Raw genomic sequence first — 21,245 nt, 5'->3', positions numbered from 1 at the left:
ACGGCCAACAGGAGCAACTTGTACGGTCGTGCCGATCACCGAACCGGCCGGGTTCGGCCGTTCGGGAACAGGCGCCGCCCGCGAACGTCCGGGCGCGCCGCAGGAAGCCTCAGAACATGGTGTTGAGCTGGGAAAGCAGCCGGGACAGGTCCTTGAGGTCGGCGGTGGACCAGTGCGCGAACTCGCCGTGCAGGTGCTTGCGCCGCTGCTCGCGGACGTTCGCCAGCCGCGACCGGCCGGAGGCGGACAACTGGATGCGCCGCGCCCGGCCGTCGTCCGGATCCGGCACCCGCTCCAGCAGATCCAGCTCCACCAGCGTCGCGATCTGCCTGCTGACCGTGGACTTGTCCAGCCCGGTGCGGTCCGCGACGTCCATCCCGCGCAACGATCCGGCGTCGTCGACCATCAGCAGCAGGCTGTAGGAGGCCGGGTCCAGGTCCGGGTGCACCTGCGCCGCCACCGTCATGGAGAAGTTCCGCGCGCGCCGGAACATCATCACCAGCTCGCGCTCCACCGCTTCGGCCGCGCCGCGACGCTCGCCGTCGCCGGTCCCACCGAGGTTCTCCACCGGTGCTTCGATCCGATCGATCACGGCTGTCTCCGCCCGCCGTCCTGCACTGTCCGCAGTTCCCAAGCACCGTCAGTGTCCCGCTCGTGCTGTGTTGCACCTCGCCCGGGGGTGTCCCGACACGGGCTGTGCCGGGCTGAGCGGAACGGGCCCGCTCGGCGCTCGCACTTCGCGGCGAAGTCGGCATCCGTCGGTGCCGCAGCAGAATCAGCACGGTCGGAAAGGGGACATGCGCACAGTGCCACGAGGCGCACCAGCCCCACACCGGCAGATGCAGGATCACCCCGTTCGTCGCCGGCACGATCGACATGTCGAGTGCAAACCGCGCTGGATAAGTGCGCACGGCCACGCGTTAAGGTGCCGAGCCGGGGACGCCAAATCAGCACCGGTGCGGATAATGTCCGGATGCCTTCGGCCAACGTGGAGACCGCGACCCAATGACAGCGAACGCCGTACTGAGCCCGGGACCGCGCCCGAACCGGCCGACGGACTCCCGCGCGAGCCAGATGGTCCACCTGATCCGGGAGACCTGGGCCGTCGTGGAACCGCGTTCGGACGAGGTCGCGCAGTTCTTCTACGGGATGCTGTTCAGCCTGGCCCCGAACACCCGCGAGCTGTTCTCGGTCAACATGCAGGTGCAGCGCAGCCGGTTGATGCGGGCGCTGGTGCACATCATCCAGATGATCGACAGGCCGGACGACCTGCGGCCGTTCCTGCACCAGCTCGGCCGCGACCACCGCAAGTTCGGCGTCGTGTCCGCGCATTACGAGGCGGTGGGCACCGCACTGCTGGCGGCGATCAAGAAGTTCGCCGGGGACAGCTGGACCGAGACGGTGGAACGCGCCTGGGCCGAGGGCTACACCGTGATGGCCTCGGCGATGATCGAAGCGGCCGCCGAGGACGAGGGCCCCGCCTGGTACGAGGGGGAGGTCGTCGACCACCAGCGGCTGGGCTGGGACGTGGCGATCATCCGAGTGCGCACCGACCACCCGGTGCCGTACCAGCCTGGCCAGTACGTCAGCGTCGAGGTGCCGCAGCGGCCGCGCCTGTGGCGCTACCTCACGCCCGCCAACGCTCCGGCCGAGGACGGCGTGCTGGAGTTCCACGTCCGCGCCGTGGACGGGGGCTGGGTGAGCCGGGCGCTGGTGGGGCACGCGCAGCTCGGCGACGAGTGGCGGATCGGCGCGCCGATGGGGCAGCTGCAGGTCGACCGCGAAGAAGGACCGGACGTGCTGATGATCGCGGGCGGCACCGGGCTGGCACCGATGCGGTCGGTCATCGAGGAACTGGCGCAGTACGGGCAGAACCCGGACGTGCGGCTGTTCTACGGCGGCCGCACCCGGGACGACCTCTACGACCTGGAGAACCTGCAGCGGGTGGCGATGACGAACCCGTGGTTCTCGGTCACGCCGGTGCTGGAGGACGACCCGTCGGCGACGGGCGCCGAACACGGCACGCTGGCCGACGTGGTGGCCGGGCACGGTTCGTGGGAGGACCGCGAGGTGTTCGTCAGCGGCTCACCGGCCATGATCCGGGCAACGGTGTCGAAGCTGCTGGTCGCGGGAACGCCGCTGGACCGGATCCACTACGACCCGTTCACCCTGGACTGAGCCGGTCAGCGGCGGTTGCGCCGCTGACCGCGCAGGCTCTGCTCGCCCTGGGGTTGCCACACCACCAGCGCGGTCTCCTGCCGGACCGGGACGAGATCGCGGCGGTAGGAGGCGTGCACCTGCGCCGCGGTCTGCTCCGCGGCCGCGTAAGCCGCGGTCAGCTCGTCCATCAAGCCCTGCACCTTGTCCCGCAGCGCGTCGACCTCGTTCTCGAGCTCGATGATGCGCTTGATCCCGGCGAGGTTGACGCCTTCCTCCTGGGACAGCCGCTGCACCTCGCGCAGCAGCGCGATGTCGCGGGCCGAGTAGCGGCGCCCGCCCGCCGGGGTGCGCCCCGGCGATACCAGGCCGAGCCGGTCGTAGCTGCGCAGCGTCTGGGCATGCAGGCCGGACAGTTCGGCGGCCACGGAGATCACGAAGATCGGGCTGTCCTCGGTGGCTCCGGGCGGGAAGCCGACCGTCATGTTGAACTTCGCGCCGCGCCGACCGTCACCCATGCCTACCTCCCGAGCTGCTCGTCCCACTCCGCACGCGGCTCGTGGTCGCCGGTGGCCGCCGCGTACGACTGCAGCGCCTCGGTCGCATCATCGTCCAGTTTGGACGGAACGACGACCTGCACGGTGACCAGCAGATCACCGCTGCCGCCGGACTTCCTGCCCACACCTTTGCCGCGCACCCGCAGCGTCCGCCCGCTGGCGGTACCGGGCTGCACCTTCAGCGAGACCTTCCCGTCCAGGGTCGGCACGGTCAACGTAGTGCCGAGCGCCAGCTCGGGGAAGGTCACCGGAGCGGTGATCGTCAGATCGTCACCGGATCGTCCGAACAACTTGTGCGGCTCCACGTGCACCACCACGAACAGGTCGCCGGCCGCGGCGCCGTTGCGGCCCGGTTCGCCCTGACCGGCCAGCCGGATGCGCTGGCCGTCGTTGACGCCCTGCGGGATCCGCACGGTCAGCGTCCGGTTGCGGTTGGCCACGCCTTCGCCGCGGCAGTCCGGGCACGGGTGGTCGATGATCTGACCGCGACCGCGGCAGTCCGGGCAGGGCTCGCTGAACGCGAACGCGCCCTGGTTGCGGGTCACCAGCCCGGCACCCGAGCAGGTGCTGCAGGTGTGCGCGCGGGTCCCCGGCCTAGCGCCGGAACCGTGGCAGGTCAGGCAGGTGGCCGGGCTGGACAGCCGCAGCGGCACCGTCGCCCCGCGCACCGCTTCGGCGAAGTCGATGCGCACCTCGGTCTCCACGTCGGAACCGCGCTGCGGACGGTTCGCGGTGCCCGCACCGCCGCCGCGCCGGCTGTTGCCGAACAGCCCGCCGAACAGGTCACCGAGTCCGCCGCCCGCACCACCGCCGGGACGGCCGCCGCCGAACAGGTCACCGATGTCGAAACCGCCGGTGGTGCCGGTGCCCGCACCGGTGCCGAAGCCGCCGAAACCGCCGTGCCCGCCGCCGAGGCCGCTGCCGAACAACCTGCGGGCCTCGTCGTACTGCTTGCGCTTCTCCGGGTCGGACAGCACGCCGTACGCCTCGGAGACCGCCTTGAACTTGGTCTCGGCCTTGGTGTCGCCCGGATTGGCGTCGGGGTGGTTCTCCCGCGCCAGCTTCCGGTACGCCTTCTTGATCTCGTCTGCCGACGCATCGGACGAGACGCCCAGTTCGCCGTAGAAATCCTTGTCGAGCCATTCCCTGGCACTCACCGGGCGACCCTCCTCTCGTGTCCCATCCGGCTCCGGTCTCGCTGCGCCGAGCCGCCCCGCACCGGGCGGGGCGGAGTTCCGGCGGCCGACCGGGCGGTGCCGGGCCGACCAGCGGCCGGAGCCGGACGGACCGGCTGCGCACCGGCCCGTCCCCGGCAATTCCGTGCAAGACCGTTCATCGCGGGGATGCGCACTGCGACCCCGTCCGGTTCCGCGCGTACCGCTGCGGCCTGCGCCGCCCTGCGCGACGTAGCGCTCGACGCAGGGCGCACCGCAGCGGCAGGGCGCAGCGCAGCGCGCACGCAGAGCCGCGCGGGCTCGCCGGAGTCCCCGCCCGGCTGTTCCCGGGCGGGGACGACCGGTCGAGGTCGCGATCTCACTGCGCCGTGTCCTCGCCCGCGGCGGCGCCGTCGTCCGGCGGTGCCGCGGCCTCCGGCTCGTGGTCGGTGACCGCGACCATCGCGGGCCGCAGCACCCGTTCGCCGAACCGATACCCGCGCCGGAGCACGGTCGTCACGGTCGGCCCGGAGACCTCGGCGGAAGTGTCGTGCTGGACCGCCTCGTGCACCGAGGGGTCGAACTCGTCGCCTTCCTGGCCGAACGCCTCCAGGCCCGCGTTCGTCAGCGAACCGACGAGCTTGTCGGCCACCGACTTGAACGCGCCGGTGAGGTCGCCGTGCGCCTCGGCCCGCTCCACGTCGTCGAGCACGGTGAGCAGGTCTTCGGCCACCGACGCCTTCGCGGAGTTGATCACCGATTCCCGGTCGCGCTCGATCCGCTTGCGGTAGTTGGCGTACTCCGCCGTGACCCGCTTGACGTCCTGGGTGAGTTCGTCGACCTGCTTGCGCAGGCCGGCTTCCTCGGACCCCTCGGCCGCGGCATCCTCGGCGGCGCCGTCCTGCTCACCGGCCGCCGCCGAGTCGCCCTCGGTTGGCTCATCGGCGACCTTGGCCAGTTCCTCGTCCAGCGTGCCGGACATGCTCTCTGCCACCTGTTCCTGCTCGGTGCCGGCTCGTCGTTGCCCGGTCTGCGGATCGATCCGCCGCCGGTCCCGGACCACCACCGGCTCCTGCTCGCCGTCCTGCGGCGCCTGCTGCCGGTCGGAGTTGCCTGAGCTCTCGGAGGTCACTTCTTCTTCTTTTCGTCCTCGTCGTCGACGATCTCGGCGTCCACCACGTCGTCCGCACCGGAGCTCTGCCCGCCTGCGGTGGCACCGGCACCAGCGGCGCCCGCGGCACCGGCATCACCCGCGGCACCGGCCGCGTCCGCACCGGTGTCGGCGTAGAGGGCCTGGCCGAGCGCCTGGGACTCGGTCGCCAGCTTCTCCACCGCGGACTGGATGGCGGAGACGTCCTCACCCTTGAGCGACTCGTTGACCTCGTCGATCGCGGTCCGGACCTTGGTCTTGGTCTCGTCCGGCAACTTCTCGTCGTTGTCGGTGAGCACCTTCTCGGTCTGGTAGACGAGGGTCTCGGCCTGGTTGCGGGCGTCGGCCTCCTCGCGGCGCTTCTTGTCCTCCTCGGCGTGCGCCTCGGCGTCGGCGACCATCCGGTCGATGTCCTCCTTCGGCAGCGCCGAGCCGCCGGTGATGGTCATCGACTGTTCCTTGCCGGTGCCGTGGTCCTTGGCGTTGACGTGCACGATGCCGTTGGCGTCGATGTCGAACGAGACCTCGATCTGCGGCACGCCGCGCGGCGCCGGCGGCAGCCCGGTGAGCTCGAACATGCCGAGCTTCTTGTTGTGCGCGGCGATCTCGCGCTCACCCTGGAAGACCTGGATCTGCACCGAGGGCTGGTTGTCGTCGGCGGTGGTGAAGGTTTCCGAGCGCTTGGTCGGGATCGTGGTGTTGCGCTCGATGAGCTTGGTCATGATCCCGCCCTTGGTCTCGATGCCCAGGGACAGCGGGGTCACGTCCAGCAGCAGCACGTCCTTGACGTCGCCGCGCAGCACGCCGGCCTGCAGCGCGGCACCGACGGCCACGACCTCGTCCGGGTTGACGCCCTTGTTCGGCTCCTTGCCGCCGGTCAGCTCCTTGACCAGGTCGCTGACCGCGGGCATCCGGGTGGACCCGCCGACGAGCACCACGTGGTCGATGTCGGCGACCTTCGTGCCCGCGTCGCGCACCACGGACTCGAACGGCTTGCGGGTGCGCTCGAGCAGGTCGGAGGTGATCCGCTGGAACTCGGCGCGGGACAGCGTCTCGTCCAGGAACAGCGGGTTCTTGTCCGCGTCGACCGTGATGTAGGGCAGGTTGATGTTGGCGGTGGAGGAGCTGGACAGCTCGATCTTGGCCTTCTCCGCGGCTTCCTTGATCCGCTGCAGGGCCATCTTGTCCTTGGTCAGGTCGATGCCGTTCGAGCTCTTGAACTTCTCGACCAGCCAGTCGACGATCCGCTCGTCCCAGTCGTCGCCGCCGAGCAGGTTGTCACCGCTGGTGGCGCGGACCTCGACCACGCCTTCGCCGATCTCCAGCAGGGACACGTCGAAGGTGCCGCCACCGAGGTCGAAGACCAGGATGGTCTGCTCCTTCTCGCCCTTGTCCAGGCCGTAGGCGAGCGCGGCCGCGGTCGGCTCGTTCACGATGCGCAGCACCTCGAGCCCCGCGATCTGGCCGGCCTCCTTGGTGGCCTGCCGCTGCGCGTCCTCGAAGTAGGCCGGAACGGTGATCACCGCGTCGGTGACTTCCTCACCCAGGTACGCCTCGGCGTCGCGCTTGAGCTTCATCAGCACTCGCGCGCTGATCTCCTGCGGCGTGTACGCCTTCTCGTCGACCTCGGTCTTCCAGTCGGTGCCCATGTGCCGCTTGACCGACCGGATGGTGCGGTCAACGTTGGTCACCGCCTGGTTCTTCGCGGGCTGCCCGGTGAGGATCTCGCCGTTCTTCGCGAAGGCGACGATGGACGGCGTCGTCCGCGAGCCCTCGGAGTTGGCGATGACCGTCGATTCACCGCCTTCGAGGACGGAAACGACGGAGTTGGTCGTCCCCAGGTCGATACCGACCGCTCGCCCCATGGATGTTTCCTCCTGCTTCATGCTCATGCGCCCAGGACCGGTTAGTCCGTTGAGCCTTACCAACTCAACTTCTACCGGCCGGGTCCAACGGCCGTCAAACCGGATTTGAGCGCCGGTGGCTCAAGGTTTCTGCCTGAACAACGCGTGCGCAGCACGAAGAGTTCCCGCGGAGATCGACACTTTCGTGCGATCAGCCGGGTTCGACCTCGATGCCGCCGGTCTCGACGCGCAACGCGAGCCGCCGGTCCGAGCCGGGATCCTCGGCGACCCGGACGTCCCGCGAGCCGACACCCGCCTGCGCGTCCACCCGGTACGGCCCGTCCGGAACCCGCAGCGCGATCGTGCCGGTCCCGGTCTCGGCGCGGACGTCGCGCGGTGCCGTGAGGCCGAGGTCGATCTGGCCGGACCGGAGCTTCGCCGCGACGGTGCCCGCGGAAACGTCCTCGCCGGTGAGCTGCCCGGTGGTGCTTTCAACGTCCACGCTGCCTCGGACACCGTCCAGCTCGATCCGCCCGGTGGTGGTGCGCACCCGCACCGGACCGTCGACCCGCGCCACCTTCAGCCGCCCGGAACCGCCGGTCACGTCGACCTCGCGCATCCCGTCGACGTCCAACGCCCCGGACGTCAGCTCACCGGTGACCGGTACCGGTTCGGGAAGCGTCACGACGTACCGGATCGAACAGTCCCGCCCGCAGTCCCGGAGCCGCAGGGACGTGCCGTCCACCTGGTGCCGCGGCCGGTTCGGGTCGCCGCCCTCGTGCGTCTCGATCTCCTGGCGGACCTCCGCGCGCGCACCCGGCGCGCTGCGCACGTCGACCCCGGCGCTGCGGGCGTCGAGCCGCACCTCGGTGATGCCGTCGAGCGGCGTGGTCACCACGGCCGACTCGCTCGGCTCGGCGGAGTCGGAGCTGTTCACGACCACCCCGTCGTATCCACCGCACCCGGCGGTGACCAGCAGCAGCGCGACGCCGGTGACGGCCGCCTTGTTCGAGAGCATGAACGCTTCCCCCTCGGTCGATCCGGAACACGGTCCGCACCGTTTCCACCGGACCCGCGCGGCCGGCGCCACCTCGGACCCGGTGGGCACACCCGATCCAGCGATCCCGCAGCGTCAAGAACGCGATGCGCCGAGATGGTCCAGCGGTCGCAGGAGGAAGTACAACGCCGGCTCGAAGTCGTCGGCCTTCGGCGGCTCCTCCGCGATCAACGCCTGCATGAGCATCCCGTCGATGGCCGCGAACAGCGCTTTGACCGCCCCGGCGTCCGCCCCGCGGCTTTCGTCGATCTGCGCGGCGGCCACCTCGATCCATCGGCGCGCCGCCGGGCGCAGCGCCGGGCGGCGGGCAGCGAGCAAGTAGAGCTCGTACTCCGCGATGGTGCGCGCCCGCCGCTCATCGATCATCAGCGCCAAGTTCTCCGCGATGACGCGCGCCCACTCCCGTCCGTCCGCGGGCGCGCGCTCGCGCATGTTCGCGATATGCGCGATCAGCAGGTCGACGCTCTCCAGCAACGTCGCCACCAGCAGGTCGTCGATGCCGGTGAAGTAGTAGGCGATCGATGCCGCGGGCACTCCGGCCTCGCGGGCGATGGCGCGATGGCTGACGCCGGCTACGCCGTCGCGTTCGACCACCCGCGCCGTGGCGTCGAGGATGGCGCGTCTGCGGCGCTCGCCCTTGGCGCGGCGGCCGTCCGAAGTCGCTGACCCGGTCAATGCGCACCGCCGAGTTCCAGCGCCAGCACCCCGCCGATGATCAGCAGGAGGCCGCCGACCTGCACCGCGGTCACCTGTTCACCGAGGAACAGCACCCCGATCACGGCGATCAGCGCCACCCCGGCGCCGGACCAGATCGCGTAGACCACGCCGACCGGCAAGCCCGCCTTGAGCACCGCGCCCAGGGCCGCGAAAGCGGCGCCGTAGCCGACCACGACCAGCGCGGACGGCAGCGGCTTGCTGAACCCCTCGGAGAACTTCAGCGAGATCGTGCCGAGCACCTCCGAGCAGATCGCCAACGCCAGCAGCAGATAACCCACCGGATCTCCCAGAAAGCTGAACGGTCGTACTACTTCCGGGGTGCAGCCTACTCGAACCCGCGGCCGCACGACGATCAACGGACGGGCCCGGCAGCCGCAGCCCCAGGAAGATCAAGGCCCCGAGCAGCAGGTAAGTGGCGAAAATCGCACCTGCGCGAACAGCGGCCGGCGCGCGGCGCGAACCGCCGCGGGCAGCAGGCAGCGCTGACCGCGAGCGCGCACGGATGCACCGCGTCCAGCAGGGACGATCCGCAGAAACCCGAGCAATGGCCGCTTCTTGCCACCCGAGCGCCGACCTGCCTTCCGGGGCGAGGGCACCGCAATTTGCTGTACAGCTGACCAACTAGTTTTTCGCGTCGGGGTCTCGCAGAATCAGCCCCTGCTCCCACCACCGGAGCCCCGCTGGTTACCGATCGGTAATAAGGCGTACGCTCCCCAAACGGACTAACCCCGAACATGGAGGCCGCGAGCATGAGTGCTCTGCAGCTGGTCCTGGGCCTGATCTGCCTGGCCGTCACGGCCGTCGCGGTGGTGATGGTCGTGCGGACAGTGCGGCGGATGATCTCGTCGATCCGCCTCGGACAACCGGACCCGACCAGGCGCGGCCCGTTCGGGGCCCGGTTCGGGAACATGCTCAAAGAGATCGTGGGCCACACGAAGATGCTCAAGTGGGGGCACGTCGGCGTGGCCCACTGGTTCGTGATGGTCGGTTTCGGCGGGCTGAGCCTGAGCGTGCTGGAGGCGTACTTCGAGGTCTTCGTGCCGACCTTCGAGACGCCACTGCTGAGCTGGTTCGGCCCGTGGAACCTGATCGTCGAACTGCTGGGCATCACCACCGTGATCGGCGGGTTCTGGCTGATCGCGGTGCGCCAGCTCAACCACCCGCGCCGCGCCGGGCGGGTCTCGCGGTTCCAGGGCTCGAACTTCGGGCAGGCGTACTTCGTCGAAGCCGTGGTGGTGCTGGAAGGTTTCGGCATCATGGGCCTGCGGGCGTTCAAGGAGTCGTCCGGGCTGTTCGAGGCGCCGGTGTGGTCCTCGCCGCTGACCTACGCGATCGGCAGCGTGCTGCCCGCCAGCACCGCGGCCGTCTCGGTCTTCGCCGGGTTCAAGATCCTCTCCGCGATGATCTGGGTGATCGTGATCGCCCGGAACATCACCATGGGCGTGGCCTGGCACCGGTTCACCGCGTTCTTCAACATCTACTTCAAGCGCGAGCTCGGCGACGCCCCCGCGCTGGGCGCGCTGCAGCCGATGATGTCCGGCGGCAAGGAACTCGACTTCGAAGAAGCCGACCCGGACACCGACGTGTTCGGCGCCGGGCAGGTCGAGGACTTCAAGTGGAAGGGCTGGCTGGACTTCACCACCTGCACCGAGTGCGGCCGGTGCCAGTCGCAGTGCCCGGCGTGGAACACCGCCAAGCCGCTCTCGCCGAAGCTGCTGATCACCTCGCTGCGCGAGCACGCCTATGCGAAGGCGCCGTACCTGCAGGCCGGTGGCAAGCGGGACATGGCCGGTGACGAGGTCGGCATCACCGGCGACGGCGCGGACGAGAAGCTCGCCGGGATCGACGCGCTCGCGCTGGCCGAGGCGGACCGGCCGCTGGTCGGCGGGCCGGAAGAGGCCGGGGTGATCGACCCCGAGGTGCTGTGGGCGTGCACCAACTGCGGTGCCTGCGTGGAGCAGTGCCCGGTGGACATCGAGCACGTGGACCACATCGTCGACATGCGCCGCTACCAGGTGCTGATCGAGTCGAACTTCCCCACCGAGCTCGGCGGGATGTTCAAGAACCTGGAGAACAAGGGCAACCCGTGGGGCCAGAACGCCAAGGACCGGCTGGCCTGGACCGAGGAGCTGGACTTCGAGGTCCCGGTCTTCGACGGTGAGCTCGAAGACGACGTCGAGTACGTGTTCTGGGTCGGCTGCGCGGGCGCCTTCGAGGACCGCGCCAAGAAGACCACCCGCGCGGTCGCGGAGCTGCTGCACCTGGCCGACGTGAAGTACACCGTGCTCGGCGGCGAGGAGACCTGCACCGGTGACCCGGCGCGGCGCGCGGGCAACGAGTTCCTGTTCCAGATGCTCGCCCAGCAGAACGTCGAGACGCTGAACTCGGTGTTCGAGAACCGCGAACCGGGCAAGCGCAAGATCGTCGCGACCTGCGCGCACTGCTTCAACAGCCTCGCCAACGAGTACTCGCAGCTCGGCGGGAACTTCGAGGTCGTGCACCACACCCAGCTGCTGAACAAGCTGGTGCGGGAGAAGCGGCTCACCCCGGTGGCCCCGGTCGCCGAGGACGTCACCTACCACGACCCCTGCTTCCTGGGCAGGCACAACAAGGTCTACACCCCGCCGCGGGACCTGGTCGGCGCTTCCGGCGCGAACTTCCGGGAGATGCCGCGGCACGGCGACCGCTCGATGTGCTGCGGCGCAGGCGGTGCGCGGATGTGGATGGAAGAGCGCATCGGCAAGCGCATCAACGTCGACCGCGTGGACGAGGCGCTGGGCACCGCGCCGCAGAAGATCGCCACCGGCTGCCCGTTCTGCCGCGTCATGCTCACCGACGGGCTGACCTCCCGGCAGAACGAGCAGGCCGCCTCCGAGGACGTCGAAGTCCTCGACGTGGCGCAACTGCTGCTGTCCAGCGTCAAGCGCGGCACCGACGGCGCCTCGGCGCCGGTCACCGAGACCGACCCGGGCGCCGAGGCCGAGGCCAACGGCAAGGCCGACGTCGCCACCGACGCCGAACCCACCGGCACTCCGCTGCCGAAGGAGGACAAGGCCGACAGCTGACCGCAACAGCGAGAAGGGCAGGCCCGAGTGGCCTGCCCTTTTTGCGTTCGGCGGCACTGGCACAGCGATCGATCACTTCGCGGTGCTACGCGCCCCTGCCGAGGGGCAAGTGTGGGTTCCGGCAGAGAAGGCGTTGCTGGTCGGTGAATGCGTGTCACCGTCGAGCCGCAAGCGGGACCGCATCGACAAGCCTGCCCGCTGCGCCGAGGCGGGCAGCGAATACTTCATGCGGGTCGAGGTCTCCTACGCGCGGCAACACGCCGAGGTCGTGCTGCTGCGGCTGGACGAAGCCGGCTACCGGGTGCACGCGAAGGCGTTGGCCGGGTCGCGGTTCGAGACGGAGGTTCCGTTCCCGCTGGCGTTCGATCCTGCCGAGCTGCTGGAGGACTGACCTCCCGCCAGGGCCGGACCGCGGCAGAAAAAGAACGATCCAGCCGGGAAGTCGTCCCGGCTGGACCGTCCGCGAGTCGATCAGCTGCTGTCAGCTGCCCATCTCTTCCAGGGACCGGCCGTTGGTCTCCTTGAGGTACCGCAGCACGAAGACCAACGAGATCAGCGCGAACGCCGCGTACATGAAGTAGGTCGCGGGCAGGTTCCAGTCGCGCAGGCTCGGGAAGCTGACCGTGACCAGCCAGTTCGCGATCCAGTTGGTCATGGTGCCCACGGCCAGCGCAGCGGCGCGGATGCGCGGCGGGAACATCTCGCCGAGCAGCACCCACATCACCACGCCCCACGAGGAGGCGAAGAACAGCACGAACGCGCTCGCCGTGATCAGCGCGACGACACCCCACTCCGGCGGGAGCTTCGCGTCCTCACCGACCACCTCGGCGAAGCTGAACGCCCAGCCGGTCACCGCCAGCGAGACGGCCATGCCGATGGAACCGATGACCAGCAGCGGCTTGCGGCCGATCTTGTCGACCAGCGCGATCGCGACGAACGTGCCGAGGATGTTCACGATCGAGGTGAACAGGCTCAGCAGCAGCGAGCTGCTCTCGTCGATGCCGACGGACTGCCACAGCGACGAGGAGTAGTAGAAGATCACGTTGATGCCGACGAACTGCTGCAGCGCGGCGATGGCCATGCCGACCCAGACGATCGGCAGCACGCCGAACCGGCCGCGCAGGTCGGAGAGCTTCGGCTTGCGCTCGCCGAGCGCGTCGCGGATCTCGGAGATCTTGCCGTCCGGGTCGCCGGGCTCGATCTTGGCCAGCACCGCGCGGGCTTCGTCGGTCTTGCCCGCGGCGACCAGGTAGCGCGGCGATTCCGGAATCCGCGACGCGACGATCAGGTAGATCAGCGCCGGGACGGCGGCGACCGCGAGCATCCACTGCCACGCCTGCCACGGGCCGAGCTCGTTGGAGGCGCTGCCGCCCGCCGCAGCGGCCAGCCCGTAGTTGACCAGCTGGGACAGCGCGATCCCGAGCACGATGGCGAGCTGCTGCAACGAGGTCAGCCTGCCCCGGTACTCGGCGGGCGCGACCTCGGCGATGTAGCCGGGGGCGATCACCGAGGCGATGCCGATCGCGATGCCGCCGATGATGCGCCAGATCGCCAGGTCCCAGATGGCGAACGGGACGGCGGAACCGAGCGCGCTGATGATGAACAGCACCGCCGCGAGCTGCATCACCCGGATGCGCCCGATCCGGTCGGCGAGCCCACCGGCGATCGCGGCGCCGACGGCCGACCCGAGCAGCGCCGAGGAGACGACCAGCCCGGTCAGCGCGGACCCCACGCGGAAGTGGGCCTGGATGGCATCGACGCCACCGTTGATCACGGAGGTGTCGTAGCCGAAGAGGAAACCACCGAGCGCCGCCGCGCTCGCGATCATCAACACGTGCCCCAAGTGCCCCGAAGGGGCCTCGGAGGCGCGCGACTGCGAAACCGACATCGAAGTTCTCCTGTGCCCGCTCGCCGGTATGCCACCTTGCATCCCTGGGGAGAGCGCCGGGCTTCGGGGACTTTAGAGTCTGAACCTCAGCTTTACTTCCACGATTCAGCGTGACGATCGTCACGATCCGCTCTGGATCGTTCAGGCAGGAGTTGTGCGGACACGCCTCGTGTGCATTCAGCCGCGGCGAGTGTCCACGCGGTGGAAGCTCATGTACGCGCGCGAGGGAGTCGGCCCGCGCTGCCCCTGGTAGCGGGAACCGGCGCGCTTCGTGCCGTACGGGTGCTCGGCCGGACTGGACAACCGGAACAGGCACAGCTGCCCGATCTTCATGCCCGGCCACAACGTGATCGGCAGATTGGCCACATTGGACAGTTCGAGCGTGATGTGCCCGAAGAACCCGGGATCGATGAACCCGGCCGTGGAATGCGTGAGCAGCCCGAGCCGGCCCAGCGAGGATTTGCCCTCCAACCGGCCCGCCAGGTCCTCCGGCAGCCGCACCGCCTCGTAGGTCGACCCGAGCACGAACTCGCCGGGGTGCAGCACGAACGGATCGTCGTCGGGCACCTCCACCGGCGAAGTCAGCTCGTCCTGCTGCTGCGCCGGGTCGATGTGGGTGTACTTCGAGTTGTCGAAGACCCGGAAGAACCGGTCCAGTCGCACGTCGATGCTCGACGGCTGGATCATCGCCGACTCGAACGGGTCGAGCCGCAGCCGACCCTCGTCGAGTTCTTTACGCAGGTCCCGGTCGCTCAGTAGCACGCGGTGCAGCGTATCCGGAGGGGGTGGAACGATCTTCGACGGCCGCCGTGCTAGGCTGATGAACACCGCAGACGGCAATACGGTGCAGCCGACAATATGGGGCGCCAGCAATACGGCCGTCGAATGCGGATGTAGTTCAATGGTAGAACATCAGCTTCCCAAGCTGAGAATGCGGGTTCGATTCCCGTCATCCGCTCCGATTACGAAGGCCCAGGTCAGAAGCGTCGGTCGCTTCGCCTGGGCCTTTTTCGCCAGCTCTCCCGGGATGCTGCAACCCCGAGGGGTGATCAGTCCCTAACGGATCGGGACGAGCGCTTCGACCACGTCGAGGATCTGCTGCCAAGGCAGGTCCTCGTCCGGCGCACTGCGCGGCTCGTGCAGCGGCAAGCAACCCATGAGCAGGTGCACACCGGCGCTGCGCAAGGCCTCGACGTGCGAGTCCCACGCGGGCTGGCGCGCATGGGCGGCGTTGATTCTCGGGAACACGGCGACCGGCACGTCCTGGCCGCCGATCGCTTCGCAGACCGTGGTGAGCGCCTGGTTGTCGGACAGGCCCAGCGCGAGCTTGGCGACCGTGTTGGACGAAGCCGGGCAGACCAAGTAGCAGTCGATCGGCGGGTGCGGCCTGGCCTCGGACGGCATCCGCGGTTGCACTCGGCACGGCAACCCGGTGACGCGCTCGATCCGATCCCGCTCACCCGTGGAGTCCAGCCAGGTTCCGGCGGTCGGTGTCAGCGTTACCGCGACCCGCCAACCGCGCTCCATCGCAGGCTCGACCAGCGACGAGCGGAGCGTCTCCAGACCGCCGGCCGCCGAGCCGATCAAGCCCAGCGTGCGAGTGCTCATCGAACCGCCCTGCATCGCTCCGCCAACCCAGCAGCGGGAAGATCTGCCGCTGCTCACCGGCGAGCGACGATACATCGCCCGGACCGTGTGCCGGACCACCGCCGAGTGCGCGGAGCCGCTTCGGGCGCACGGCACGAAGGCCCAGGCCGGAAGCGTCGAGCGCTTCGCCTGGGCCATCGTCGCGTCGAGACCTACGCCGCCGTTTGCTGGTCGATCCAGTCGCGGTGGGTGGTCACGTCGGTGTAGACGCCGGTGCCGGTGCCGCACTTGGGGTCGTTGTCGCCGTCGCGGCTGGTCGCGCCGATCAGTTCCCACTCGCCCGGCTTGCCCTTCAGCTGCGGGCCGCCGGAGTCGCCGTTGCAGGCTTGGGTGCCTTCGGTCTGGCCGTCGATGCAGAGTTCGCGCTCGGCGTTGATCTCGTCGCAGCGCTCGGCGGGGACCAGGTCCATGCCCACTTCCTGCAGCCGCAGCGGCGGTTCCGGGCACTGCTGGCGGTCATCGCAGGTCGCTCCCCAGCCGATGATGCGGGTCGGAGTTCCGGCGGGACCGGCTTCCGGGGCGATCCGGATCGGTTCCTGCGGGACCGGCTTGTCGAGCTTGAGCAGCGCGACGTCGAAGCCCTTCTCGAAGTGCTGCGGGTCGAACTCGGGGTGCGGGATCGCCTCGCTGACGCCCGCCACGGTGCCGCCGGTCGTGCGGTCGGCGCTGCCGATGCGGACCTGCATCTCGCCGGGTTCCTTGCCCAGCACGCAGTGTCCGGCGGTGACCACCCAGTCCTTCTTGATCAAAGAACCGCCGCAGGAGTGTTCGCCGGTGGGGCCTTGCAGCGACACCATGAACGGATATTCCTCGGTGGAGTCGTGCCCGCCGACGACGAAGGGCTGCACCTGCGCGGCGGCGGACGGCACCAGTGCCGCCGTCAACGCGCACGCCGCCAATGCCGAGCCCAGCGCTAAGCGCGCTTTGGAGGTTCGCTTCCGGCCGCTGTCGGTCATGTTCTCCGCTCCCGATGATCGCGATGATCTCCTGCGGCACGGACGTTAGGACCTCGGCGCGAACCGCCGGATCAGCCGAAAAGCCGAGCGAACCGTACTTTCGGCCACAAACCGCCGCGCCGTGGCGCGGCCTGGAGTCGACGACCGGTCAGCGCGAAGCCGGGTTCGGATGATCGTTCTCGCGGTCCGGGTCCCGCCGCCGGAAGACGAAGGTTCGCTGGGCGACGAAGTTGAACGCGGTCGCGATCGCCTGCGAAACGGCCCAGGCGAGGGTGATCTGCCACGACGAGTCGGGCAGCAGCTGGCGCGCCAGCGCGTTGGTCACCCCGACCAGGACGAACGTGATCGCGAGGACGGTCGTCAAGGCGGCCTTCTCGCGGAAATCGCGCCGCGCGGTGAAAGTCCAGCGCCGGTTCACCAGGTAGACGGCGGTGCTGCCGATGGTGAAGCTGAGCACGCGGGCCAGGTTCGGCCACACCCCGGCCGCGAGGATCAGCTGCAGGCTGCCGAAGTCGACGACCGCTCCGCCGATGCCGACCAGGCCGAAGCGCAACGCCTGGGAGAAGAAGCCGATCCGCTCCGCCTCCCGCGGCGGGCTTGCTGAAGTCAACTTTCCCCCAGTGCCGAGTTCTCGCGCCGGAGAGTATCAACGCGGAACCGGAATCGACCGGCTCCTGTGCAACGCCGATCAGCCTCGAACGTCCAGTCGCCGGGCGGCGGCACCGCCCGGCGAACTCGGCGTCAATCCGCGGTGCCCTGGGCGGTCCAGCCACCGTCGATGGGGATCACGGTTCCGGTGATGTAGGACGACAGCGGACTGCCGAGGAAGTGCGCCAGCTCGGCGACCTCTTCGGGTTTCCCGAAGCGCCGCAACGGAACCCGGTCCAGGAAGTCCTGTTCGCGGATCACTCCGCGGCGGATGAACTCGGCGGACATCTCGGTGCGGATCGGGCCGGGCGCGATCGCGTTGACCCGCACGTCGCCGGCCGCCCACTCGGTCGCGAGGCCTTTGACCAACCCGGCGACGCCTGCTTTGGCGGCGCCGTAAGCAGTGCGGCCGGGGAAACCGACCTGGCCGTTGATGGACGAGAGCACCACGATCGACCCGCCGCCGGACATCCGGGCCGCGGCTTGCCGCGCCCCGACGAAGAAGCCGGTGAGGTGCACATCGAGCATCTTGTGCCACTGCTCCAGCGGGTAGTCCATGCTCGCGCCCGCGCGGGCGTGACCGGCGTTGGCCACGAACGCCCGCAGACCACCGGCCGCGGCGCGCTCGCAGACCTCGCCCACCGCCGCTTCGTCGGTGATGTCCGCGCAGCAGGCCACGTGCGTGCCCGGCCAGCCATCGACCCGTTCCCGCAGGGCGTCGCCGTCCAGGTCGACGCCGAAGACCTCGTAGCCTTCGCGGGCGAAGCGCTCCCCGATGGCGGCGCCGAGTCCGCGAGCCGCACCGGTGACGACGACGGCGCCCATCAGCGGAGCACGTCGGCGCGGAAGATCCGCTGGATCCGGATCCCCTTGCGGGACAACCACCAGCGCCCGTCGATGCGCCGGAACCTGTCGGCGTACTCGCCGAAGACGATGGTGCCCTGCCCGTCCTTGTCCATCGGCGCCTGGAAGTACGAGGCGACCTCGGCGGAGTCGCCGTCCACCCGCACGTCCACGTTGACGATCAGATGTTTCGACCACACCTCGGGGTCGCCGAGGAGTTGGTGGTAGACGCGCAGGAACGCCTCCTTGCCGCGGTGCACGCCGTCCTCGCGTTCGATCTCCACGTCGTCGGTGACCAGCTGCGCGAGCTTGTCGAAGTCGCGCGTGTCGCACGCGCGGGCATAGGCGTTGAGCACGTCCTGGATCTGCTGCTGCGCGGAGTCGGTCATGTTCGCCTCTCTCATACGGTTGACACAGCGTTGTGCGGTGCGGACACGGACGAACGGGTGCGCGGAAGCAGCAGCACGAACACCGCGCCGACCGCCACCGGGAGCAAGAACACGTAGAAGTTCCACTGCGCGGGCACCTGCGCGGCCACGATCCAGCCGCCGAGCAGCGGGCCGAGGATGCCGCCGAACCGGGCCACGGTCATGATCGTGCCCAGCGCCGATGCGCGTACCTGCGCGGGGAACCACGTCGCGATGAAACCGTTGAGGATCACCGCGGTGCCGTTGGCGCCGACGCCGGCCAGCGCGACCGCCACGTACAGCACCGCGGTCGGCGGGTTCAGGCTCAGCACCACCAACGCGGCGACGCCGATCAGAAAGCCGGTGAACGCCACCCGCCGCGGCCCGATCCGGTCCGCCGTCCAGGACATCACCGCTGCTCCGGCGATCGCGCCGACGCTCATCGCGGTGAGGAACTGCAACGCGGACCCGAGCGGATAGCCTGCCGAGCGCATGATCTGCGGCAGCCAGGTCCCGAGGCCGTAGATGAACAGCTGCCCGATCAGGCAGGCCGCGGCGAAAACCGCGACGACGCGCCGGAAAGGCGGCTTGAGCAGCGTGCCGATTCCGGCATCGTCGGCTGCGGAGACCGGTTCGGGCACGGTTTTGCCGTACCGCGCGGCCACTTCCCGCGCCTCGGCGAGCCTGCCCTTGGCCACCAGGAAGTCGATCGACTCCGGCAGCACGCGCCAGGCGATCGGCACGATCAGCACCAGCGGCAGCACGCCGAACGCGAACATCGGCCGGAACCCGTGGCTTTCCAGCACCGCGATTCCCAGCAGCGAAGCCACGATCGAGCCCGCGGAGAACCCGGAACTCATGACGGCGCTGAAGAAGTTCCGCCGGTTCGGCGGCGCGAACTCCACGGTCAGCGCGATCGCGGTCGGCAGGATCCCGCCGAGTCCGATCCCGGACAGCAGCCGGAACAGCGCGAACACCCAGCTGCTCGGGGCCAGCGCGCAGCCCAGCATGCACAGCGAGAACCAGGTGGCGCAGGCCAGGAAGAGCCTCCTGCGGCCCAGCAGGTCGGTGGCGAACCCGGACAGCAGCGTGCCCAGCAGCATCCCGATCATCGCGTAGCCGGCGATCACGCCGAGCTGCGCGGCGTCCAGCGACCACGGTTCGTAGGCCAGCAGGCTCGGGATGGTGGTGCCGAAGACGATCAGGTCGTAGCCGTCGAAGACGACGGTGACCAGGCAGATGACCGCGACCAGCGTGCCGCGGTGGTTCGGCCGGGATTCCGGGGTTCTCGCCACCTGAGCCCTCCGGGGTGCGGATTCGGTTGTGTCTCGCGAGCACGCACCGAATCGCTCGGCTGATCCGATGTGCGACCCGGACGGGCAACTCCCAGACTCGGATAATCATGATAATGATCCATGCCCAGCGTCGAGTCAAGGACGCGTCGCCTACCGCTCCGGCGGGCCGCTGTCAACAGTCGGCGGGCACTGGTCGATCCCCGGCCCAGGCGATTGCCTGGTGCGCACAGCGATCTCGCAACCGACCAAGAGGTGAACGGCCATGGCGGTACGGCTCAGGACCCTGGGCACCGCGGAGATCAGCGGTGAAACGACCCTGTCCGACGAGGTGCTCGCCGAGCTGCGCACCGCCTTCCGCGGCCCCCTGATCGGCCCCGATGACGACCGGTACGAGAAGGCGTGCGTGGTGCAGAACGGCATGTTCCGGCGCAGCCCCGGTTTGATCGTGCGCTGCACCGGCACCGCCGACGTCGTGGACGCGGTGCGGCTCGCCCGCGAGCACGACCTGCTGATCGCGGTGCGCGGCGGCGGGCACAGCATCGCCGGACACAGCATCCACGACGGGGCGCTGCTGATCGACCTGTCCGGGATGCGCTCGGTCACGGTGGACCCCGCGCTGCGCACGGTGCGGGTGCAGGGCGGCGCGACCTGGGGCGATGTGGACCGGGAGGCGCAGCTGTTCGGACTCGCGGTGCCCGGCGGCATCGTCTCCAGCACCGGTGTCGGCGGGCTCACGCTCGGCGGCGGCATCGGCTGGTTGCACCGCAAGTACGGGTTGACCTGCGACAACCTTCGGTCCGCCGAGGTCGTCACGGCCACCGGCAAAGTGCTGCGGGTCGACGAGGACAACCACCCCGAACTGCTTTGGGGGCTGCGCGGCGGTGGCGGCAACTTCGGCATCGTGACCGCTTTCGAGTTCGACGCGCACCCCGTCGGTCCGGTCGTGTGGAACGGCACCGCGATCTACCCGGCGGCCAACGCCGAACGGGTGCTGCGCTTCTGGCGGGACTGGACCACCGACCTGCCGGACGAGATCACCACGCGGGCGGTGCGCTGGACCACGCCCACCGCCCCGCACTTGCCGCCGGAGCTGCACGACCAGGACGTGCTGATCATCGGGGCGCTGCACGCCGGAGGCACCGCGGACGGCGAACGCGCGCTCGCACCGATGCGGCGGTTCGGGACCCCGCTGGTCGACCTCAGCGGGCCGACGCCGTACCGCGCGGTGCAGTCGATGCTCGACCCGTTCTTCCCGAAGGGCGAACTGCTCAGCTACTGGAAATCGACGTACTGCCGGGAGCTCGACGACGCCGTGCTCGACCTCGTGCTGCGCAGCGCACTGGAGCGGCCGCACCCGCGAACGATGGTGCACGTGCCGCTGCTGGGCGGCGCGGCCGGGCGGATCCCGGAAACCGCGACGGCGTTCGGCGACCGCAGCCCGCAGTACATGCTCAGCTTCGACGCGAACTGGACCGACGCGGCCGACACCGACCGCGCGGTGCGGTGGGTCCGGGACGTGCTCGCGGAGGCCGGAGCGCAGCCTTCGGCGACCGGGACTTACCTGAACTTCAGCGGGGAAGCGGTGCTCGACCCTGGTGCGCGGATGGCCGCCTACGGGCCGAACCTGGAGCGGCTGGGCCGGTTGAAAGCGACCTACGACCCGGAGAACCGTTTCCGGCTGAACAACAACATCCCACCGGCGAGCTGACTCACACCGGCGGCGCGGGGTCAGCCCCTTCGCGCACTCCACCCGGCCGCCATCGCGGGCCAGCGTCGAGACCGCGTAGCCGTCGCCGGGGAAGTTGCGCGTCCAGTAGGCTCCCACGGCCCGATCGCGTCGAGTTCTTCGACCTCGGGGAA

Annotated in this window: 20 protein-coding genes and 1 tRNA gene; 5 read left to right on the top strand and 16 right to left on the bottom strand. The window is 69.6% G+C overall.

The window, feature by feature from the left end:
• Nucleotides 1-109 precede the first annotated feature (109 nt).
• Nucleotides 110-592, bottom strand: coding sequence for a MarR family winged helix-turn-helix transcriptional regulator (locus V1457_RS08325; protein ID WP_295139633.1), 483 nt, complete (start codon nucleotides 590-592; stop codon nucleotides 110-112).
• 482 nt (nucleotides 593-1,074) lie between these two features.
• On the opposite strand from V1457_RS08325, the gene V1457_RS08320 reads away from it, so the two are divergent.
• Nucleotides 1,075-2,178, top strand: coding sequence for an FAD-binding oxidoreductase (locus tag V1457_RS08320; protein ID WP_200069328.1), 1,104 nt, complete (start codon nucleotides 1,075-1,077; stop codon nucleotides 2,176-2,178).
• A 5-nt stretch (nucleotides 2,179-2,183) separates the two neighbouring features.
• Here V1457_RS08320 and V1457_RS08315 read toward each other — a convergent pair whose 3' ends face one another.
• The 7 genes from V1457_RS08315 to V1457_RS08285 all read right to left on the bottom strand — a co-directional run bounded on the left by V1457_RS08315 (nucleotide 2,184) and on the right by V1457_RS08285 (nucleotide 8,914).
• Nucleotides 2,184-2,675 carry a heat shock protein transcriptional repressor HspR gene (locus V1457_RS08315; RefSeq protein WP_295139631.1) on the bottom strand — a complete coding sequence of 164 codons (492 nt, stop codon included), beginning with the start codon at nucleotides 2,673-2,675 and terminating at the stop codon, nucleotides 2,184-2,186.
• A 2-nt stretch (nucleotides 2,676-2,677) separates the two neighbouring features.
• Nucleotides 2,678-3,871 (bottom strand): molecular chaperone DnaJ, encoded by a 1,194-nt coding sequence (dnaJ, locus tag V1457_RS08310; RefSeq protein ID WP_200068742.1) that lies wholly within the window; start codon nucleotides 3,869-3,871, stop codon nucleotides 2,678-2,680.
• A gap of 376 nt (nucleotides 3,872-4,247) precedes the next feature.
• Entirely contained in the window at nucleotides 4,248-5,000 is a 753-nt protein-coding gene (gene grpE / locus V1457_RS08305; RefSeq protein ID WP_295139627.1) for a nucleotide exchange factor GrpE, read from the bottom strand.
• On the bottom strand, nucleotides 4,997-6,883 hold the full coding sequence (gene dnaK / locus V1457_RS08300) for a molecular chaperone DnaK (RefSeq protein WP_200068741.1): 1,887 nt from the start codon (nucleotides 6,881-6,883) through the stop codon (nucleotides 4,997-4,999). Before dnaK ends, grpE begins: the two co-directional genes overlap by 4 nt.
• Nucleotides 6,884-7,073: 190 nt before the next feature.
• Nucleotides 7,074-7,880, bottom strand: coding sequence for a DUF4097 family beta strand repeat-containing protein (locus V1457_RS08295; protein WP_200068740.1), 807 nt, complete (start codon nucleotides 7,878-7,880; stop codon nucleotides 7,074-7,076).
• A 114-nt stretch (nucleotides 7,881-7,994) separates the two neighbouring features.
• Nucleotides 7,995-8,594 carry a TetR family transcriptional regulator gene (locus V1457_RS08290; protein WP_338602111.1) on the bottom strand — a complete coding sequence of 200 codons (600 nt, stop codon included), beginning with the start codon at nucleotides 8,592-8,594 and terminating at the stop codon, nucleotides 7,995-7,997.
• Nucleotides 8,591-8,914 carry a multidrug efflux SMR transporter gene (locus tag V1457_RS08285; protein WP_200068738.1) on the bottom strand — a complete coding sequence of 108 codons (324 nt, stop codon included), beginning with the start codon at nucleotides 8,912-8,914 and terminating at the stop codon, nucleotides 8,591-8,593. Before V1457_RS08285 ends, V1457_RS08290 begins: the two co-directional genes overlap by 4 nt.
• 471 nt (nucleotides 8,915-9,385) lie before the next feature.
• Here V1457_RS08285 and V1457_RS08280 point away from each other — a divergent pair, with 471 nt between their 5' ends.
• Together V1457_RS08280 and V1457_RS08275 are read left to right on the top strand one after the other, a co-directional pair.
• Nucleotides 9,386-11,701 (top strand): (Fe-S)-binding protein, encoded by a 2,316-nt coding sequence (locus V1457_RS08280; RefSeq protein WP_295150278.1) that lies wholly within the window; start codon nucleotides 9,386-9,388, stop codon nucleotides 11,699-11,701.
• 151 nt (nucleotides 11,702-11,852) lie between these two features.
• The gene (locus V1457_RS08275; protein WP_338602106.1) at nucleotides 11,853-12,092 is read left to right on the top strand and encodes a hypothetical protein; all 240 of its coding nucleotides are present in this window, start codon (nucleotides 11,853-11,855) and stop codon (nucleotides 12,090-12,092) included.
• A gap of 90 nt (nucleotides 12,093-12,182) precedes the next feature.
• Here V1457_RS08275 and V1457_RS08270 read toward each other — a convergent pair whose 3' ends face one another.
• Both V1457_RS08270 and dcd read right to left on the bottom strand, forming a co-directional pair.
• On the bottom strand, nucleotides 12,183-13,589 hold the full coding sequence (locus V1457_RS08270; RefSeq protein WP_200067927.1) for a sugar porter family MFS transporter: 1,407 nt from the start codon (nucleotides 13,587-13,589) through the stop codon (nucleotides 12,183-12,185).
• Between the two features lie 177 nt (nucleotides 13,590-13,766).
• A complete protein-coding gene (gene dcd, locus V1457_RS08265; RefSeq protein WP_200067928.1) occupies nucleotides 13,767-14,351 on the bottom strand; it encodes a dCTP deaminase in 585 nt (194 codons plus the stop codon).
• A gap of 125 nt (nucleotides 14,352-14,476) precedes the next feature.
• Here dcd and V1457_RS08260 point away from each other — a divergent pair.
• A tRNA-Gly gene (locus tag V1457_RS08260) sits at nucleotides 14,477-14,547 on the top strand.
• Nucleotides 14,548-14,645: 98 nt separating this feature from the next.
• On the opposite strand, the gene V1457_RS08255 is transcribed toward V1457_RS08260, so the two are convergent.
• From V1457_RS08255 to V1457_RS08230, 6 genes are all read right to left on the bottom strand, one after another.
• Nucleotides 14,646-15,197: a flavoprotein gene (locus tag V1457_RS08255; protein WP_338602099.1), complete on the bottom strand. Its 552-nt coding sequence runs from the start codon at nucleotides 15,195-15,197 to the stop codon at nucleotides 14,646-14,648.
• Nucleotides 15,198-15,388: 191 nt separating this feature from the next.
• Nucleotides 15,389-16,192 carry a serine protease gene (locus tag V1457_RS08250; protein WP_338602096.1) on the bottom strand — a complete coding sequence of 268 codons (804 nt, stop codon included), beginning with the start codon at nucleotides 16,190-16,192 and terminating at the stop codon, nucleotides 15,389-15,391.
• A gap of 148 nt (nucleotides 16,193-16,340) precedes the next feature.
• Complete coding sequence (locus V1457_RS08245; RefSeq protein ID WP_200067931.1) at nucleotides 16,341-16,802, bottom strand: GtrA family protein; 462 nt, start codon at nucleotides 16,800-16,802, stop codon at nucleotides 16,341-16,343.
• Between the two features lie 131 nt (nucleotides 16,803-16,933).
• Nucleotides 16,934-17,665, bottom strand: coding sequence for an SDR family NAD(P)-dependent oxidoreductase (locus V1457_RS08240; RefSeq protein WP_295150262.1), 732 nt, complete (start codon nucleotides 17,663-17,665; stop codon nucleotides 16,934-16,936).
• Entirely contained in the window at nucleotides 17,665-18,072 is a 408-nt protein-coding gene (locus V1457_RS08235) for a nuclear transport factor 2 family protein (protein ID WP_295150259.1), read from the bottom strand. Before V1457_RS08235 ends, V1457_RS08240 begins: the two co-directional genes overlap by 1 nt.
• A gap of 11 nt (nucleotides 18,073-18,083) precedes the next feature.
• Nucleotides 18,084-19,385, bottom strand: coding sequence for an aromatic acid/H+ symport family MFS transporter (locus V1457_RS08230; RefSeq protein WP_338602089.1), 1,302 nt, complete (start codon nucleotides 19,383-19,385; stop codon nucleotides 18,084-18,086).
• A 262-nt stretch (nucleotides 19,386-19,647) separates the two neighbouring features.
• Here V1457_RS08230 and V1457_RS08225 point away from each other — a divergent pair, with 262 nt between their 5' ends.
• Nucleotides 19,648-21,093, top strand: a complete 1,446-nt coding sequence (locus V1457_RS08225; protein WP_338602086.1) for an FAD-binding oxidoreductase — start codon at nucleotides 19,648-19,650, stop codon at nucleotides 21,091-21,093.
• Nucleotides 21,094-21,245 lie beyond the last annotated feature (152 nt).

This window comes from Saccharopolyspora sp. SCSIO 74807 (assembly GCF_037023755.1).
GTDB classification, from domain to species: domain Bacteria; phylum Actinomycetota; class Actinomycetes; order Mycobacteriales; family Pseudonocardiaceae; genus Saccharopolyspora_C; species Saccharopolyspora_C galaxeae.
Note: the sequence above shows the minus strand (reverse complement) of the source record. Positions and strands in the feature narration are given on the sequence as shown.

Bases quoted from the DNA above. Each gene is read 5' to 3' on its own strand.
- V1457_RS08320 (WP_200069328.1), top strand. From the start codon at position 1,075: ATGGTCCACCTGATCCGGGAGACCTGGGCCGTCGTGGAACCGCGTTCG.
- V1457_RS08315 (WP_295139631.1), bottom strand. From the start codon at position 2,675: ATGGGTGACGGTCGGCGCGGCGCGAAGTTCAACATGACGGTCGGCTTC.
- dnaK (WP_200068741.1), bottom strand. From the start codon at position 6,883: ATGGGGCGAGCGGTCGGTATCGACCTGGGGACGACCAACTCCGTCGTT.
- V1457_RS08295 (WP_200068740.1), bottom strand. From the start codon at position 7,880: ATGCTCTCGAACAAGGCGGCCGTCACCGGCGTCGCGCTGCTGCTGGTC.
- V1457_RS08280 (WP_295150278.1), top strand. From the start codon at position 9,386: ATGAGTGCTCTGCAGCTGGTCCTGGGCCTGATCTGCCTGGCCGTCACG.
- V1457_RS08270 (WP_200067927.1), bottom strand. From the start codon at position 13,589: ATGTCGGTTTCGCAGTCGCGCGCCTCCGAGGCCCCTTCGGGGCACTTG.
- V1457_RS08255 (WP_338602099.1), bottom strand. From the start codon at position 15,197: ATGAGCACTCGCACGCTGGGCTTGATCGGCTCGGCGGCCGGCGGTCTG.
- V1457_RS08250 (WP_338602096.1), bottom strand. From the start codon at position 16,192: ATGACCGACAGCGGCCGGAAGCGAACCTCCAAAGCGCGCTTAGCGCTG.
- V1457_RS08240 (WP_295150262.1), bottom strand. From the start codon at position 17,665: ATGGGCGCCGTCGTCGTCACCGGTGCGGCTCGCGGACTCGGCGCCGCC.
- V1457_RS08235 (WP_295150259.1), bottom strand. From the start codon at position 18,072: ATGACCGACTCCGCGCAGCAGCAGATCCAGGACGTGCTCAACGCCTAT.
- V1457_RS08225 (WP_338602086.1), top strand. From the start codon at position 19,648: ATGGCGGTACGGCTCAGGACCCTGGGCACCGCGGAGATCAGCGGTGAA.